We start from the raw sequence: 3730 nt of genomic DNA on the forward strand, positions 1-3730 counted from the left end.
CCTTCAGACCGGAAACACCGCGCGGCCCTTCAGGCGTTCATGCTCTTTGGCCGCAAAGCGGTCCGTCATGCCGGCGATGTAGTCGGCCACCACGCGCTCGGGCTTGGCGCCTGCGGCGTGGGGAGTATCGATGCCGTCAAAGCGGTCGATATGGGCCTGTGGCATCTGCGCCGGGTCACTCATATAGGCTTCGAACAAGTCGCGCACGACCTGCCGGGCGGCTTGCGTGGTTTGCACGACTTGCGGGTGGCGGTATAAATTTTGTAGCAGGAAGCGCTTGAGGGATGCGGACTGCAAGGCCATTTCCTGCGAAAAACAGACCAGCGGCGGATGTTGGCGCACCGCCTGAACATCGTCCGGTGCCGCGTGCTGCAAGGCCTGCTGCGTGGCCGCCATCACGTCATAAACCTGCGCGCTGAGCATGCGCCGTATGGTTTCAAACAACAGCCGCCGGCCCTGCAGGGCCGGGTGCGCCCGCAGCGTTTCGCGGCGGTACTGGCTGAACAGTGCCACGTCCTCCAGCTGCGCCATATCAAGCAAGCCCGATCGAACACCGTCGTCCATGTCGTGGGCGTTGTAGGCAATCTCATCGGCCAGGTTGGCCAACTGGGCTTCCAGGCTGGGCTGCGGCCCGCAGCCGCCCTCATGCGTTGGCGAGACAAAGCGGCACGCCACGCCACCAGGCTCGCGGGCCTCGATATGACGCGCATTGCGCCGCGAGCAGTGCTTCAAAATGCCTTCGCGCGTCTCGAAGGTCAGGTTCAGGCCGTTGTAGGCCGGGTAGCGCTCTTCCAGCGCATCGACAACGCGCAGGCTTTGCAGGTTGTGCTCAAAACCGGCGCTCTCCGGGTTGTGGCGTTGAAGGCAGGCGTTCAGCGCATCCTGACCGGCATGGCCAAACGGCGTGTGGCCCAGATCGTGCGCCAGCGCAATCGCTTCCACCAGGTCTTCATTGAGCTGCAGCGTGCGGGCAATGGAACGCCCCAGCTGCGCCACTTCGAGCGAATGCGTCAGCCGCGTGCGGAACAGGTCGCCCTCGTGGTTCAAAAACACCTGGGTCTTGTAGACCAGGCGGCGAAACGCGGTGGAATGCACAATCCGGTCGCGGTCGCGCTGGAAGTCAGACCGCGTCGGTGCGACGGGTTCAGGGATGCGGCGCCCGCGCGACTGGGCGGGATCACAGGCGTAGCGTTCCAGGGTCATGAATTATTCATTAAAATAGCCTCTAACCCAATAAGCACGGGCACAAGCAGCTATTATTTTCATAGTTCATCAATTGGAAATATCTGCAGCAAATCAGGCGCAACAGGCATCGATGACCTCGCGCACCAGCGCATCGGGCGCAGTGCGCACAGCCGCCTTACCGGGTCCGTCAATCAGCACAAAGCGAATTTCCCCCGCCTCGGATTTCTTGTCGATGCGCATCAGGTCGAGGTAACGGCCGGCGTTGTCGGTAGTCGAGAGCACCGGCCCTTTGACGGGCAGCCCGGCGCGCCGGACCAGCCGGGTCAGGCGTTCAACAAACGGCATGTCCACCAAGCCCAGGCGCTGCGACAGATGCGCCGCCATCACCATGCCGCAACCCACACCCTCACCGTGCAGCCACTCGCCATAGCCCAGCCCCGATTCAATCGCGTGGCCGAAGGTCTGGCCAAAATTCAAAATCGCCCGCAAGCCCGACTCGCGCTCGTCCTGCCCCACGACCCAGGCCTTGATCTCGCAACTGCGCTGTATGGCATGCGCCATTGCGCGGGGCTCTTTGGCCAGCAGCGCATCGAGGTTGGTTTCAATCCAGTCCAGAAACGCCATGTCGGCAATCGGCCCGTATTTGATGATCTCGGCCAGCCCGGCGCTCAGTTCACGGGGCGGCAGCGTCGCCAGCACATCCAGATCACAGACCACCAGCAGCGGCTGGTAAAACGCACCGATCATGTTTTTACCGAGCGGGTGGTTAATGGCGGTTTTGCCGCCCACCGAGGAGTCCACCTGCGCCAGCAGCGTGGTGGGCACCTGCACAAACGGCACGCCGCGCATGTAACTGGCGGCGGCAAAACCCGTCATATCGCCCACCACCCCGCCGCCCAGCGCAAACAGCACGGTTTTTCGGTCACAGCCGTTTTGCAGCAAGGCATCAAAAATCAGCTGCAGGGTCGGCCAGTCTTTATAGACCTCGCCGTCGGGCAAGGTCAGCAGCACCACCTTGGCATAGCGCGCCTTCAGCGCCTGAGTGAGCTGCGTGGCATACAAGGGCGCCACCGTCGTGTTGGACACCACCAGGGCGCAAGCAGCGGGTGGCAGGTGCTGGTAAGTGAGCGCGTTGCCCAGCAACTGGCTGCCAATGACAATCGGGTAGCTGCGCTCGGCCAGATGGATTTGGACCTGCGCCGCCGCAGGAGAAGAATTTTCTTTCATGCCCGCAAGTGTAGAGGCACTCGCCCGCCGGGTACTGGCTACGGCGCAGCCGGAATCACGCCCGCCAGTTCCAGCTGCATGATGATCATGTTGACCAGGGTCGCCACCGAAGGGCGCCCCGTTTCAATCACGAAGTGCGCTGTTTCGCGGTACAGCGGATCCCGCGCGCGGTAGAGATCCCGCAACCGGGCCAGCGGATCGGCCACCTGCAGCAGCGGCCGGCTCTGGTCATGCCGCAAGCGGCGAAACACGTCTTCAGGGGAAGAGTGCAGGTAAATCACCTGCCCCCGCGCGTGCAGATGCTCGCGGTTGGCAGGGCGCAACACAGCGCCGCCGCCGGTAGACAGCACGCCGCCAGGCTGCAGCGTCAACGCATCAAGCACCGACTCCTCGACGTCACGAAAGCGCTCCTCCCCTTCACGCTCGAAGTACTGGCGGATGGAACACCCCAGCCGCTCCTCGATCGCCTGATCGGAGTCCACGAAAGGCAGCTGCAAGCGCCGGGCGAGTTGCCGCCCGACGGTGGATTTACCGGAACCCGGTAGCCCCACGCACGCGATTTTCAACGGGTTTGAATTCACTTGAATTTAGGGTCTGGGTGGACTTCGGTCATGAGCGAAGCAAGATAGCACCACCGAGAACGGCGCAACGGAACGAATGGCAGAGGCAAGAACAAACCCAAGTACAAAAAGCTTATCGCCCGCATGCATCATGCGGCATCCCGTCCCGTCAGGGGCTTTGCTTAGCGAAGTGAAGCGCCGCTCGTCAGCACTCTCGGCGTAATGAACACCAGCAATTCAGACTTGGTGGCCGTTCGGGTTTTGGTTTTGAACAAATTGCCGATTCCCGGCAAGTCGCCCAACAAAGGCACCTTGGTCACGTCCTCCCTGTCGTTCTGCTCAAAGATGCCGCCGATCACAACCGTTCCACCATTTTCGACCAGTACCTGGGTCTGGATGTGTTTGGTGTCAATGGCGAAACCGTTGGCCGTAGAGCGGCCCACGCTGTCCTTGTTGACATCCACGTTCAGAATGATATTTCCTTCGGGCGTAATCTGAGGCGTGACCTCCAGCTTCAGGTTAGCTTTGCGAAAAGCAATCGAAGTCGCACCGCTGGAGGTCGCTTGCTGGTAGGGAAGCTCCGTGCCTTGCTCAATCAGCGCCTTGACCTGATCGGCCGTCACGATACGGGGGCTGGAGACAATTTTGCCTTTTCCATCTGCTTCTGCGGCGGAAATTTCAAGATTCAACAGCCGGGTCACCGACGAATTAAATAACGATACAGCAAACGTAGCAGCCCCATAGCCATTTTGCCCCAC

Annotated in this window: 3 protein-coding genes and 1 pseudogene; all 4 read right to left on the minus strand. The window is 61.3% G+C overall.

The genetic code is table 11. The features are described 5' to 3' along the window. Positions 1–3 precede the first annotated feature (3 nt). Positions 4–1203, minus strand: a complete 1200-nt coding sequence (locus Q8K05_RS06945) for a deoxyguanosinetriphosphate triphosphohydrolase (protein ID WP_305245779.1) — start codon at positions 1201–1203, stop codon at positions 4–6. 93 nt (positions 1204–1296) lie between these two features. Then, on the minus strand, positions 1297–2412 hold the full coding sequence (gene aroB, locus Q8K05_RS06950; RefSeq protein ID WP_305245780.1) for a 3-dehydroquinate synthase: 1116 nt from the start codon (positions 2410–2412) through the stop codon (positions 1297–1299). Between the two features lie 38 nt (positions 2413–2450). Next, positions 2451–2978 (minus strand): shikimate kinase, encoded by a 528-nt coding sequence (locus tag Q8K05_RS06955; protein WP_305245781.1) that lies wholly within the window; start codon positions 2976–2978, stop codon positions 2451–2453. Between the two features lie 176 nt (positions 2979–3154). Continuing rightward, positions 3155–3730 (minus strand): annotated as a pseudogene (locus tag Q8K05_RS06960) (type IV pilus secretin PilQ); the annotation flags it as partial.

The sequence above is a fragment of the Polaromonas sp. genome, from assembly GCF_030682935.1.
GTDB lineage: Bacteria > Pseudomonadota > Gammaproteobacteria > Burkholderiales > Burkholderiaceae_C > Polaromonas.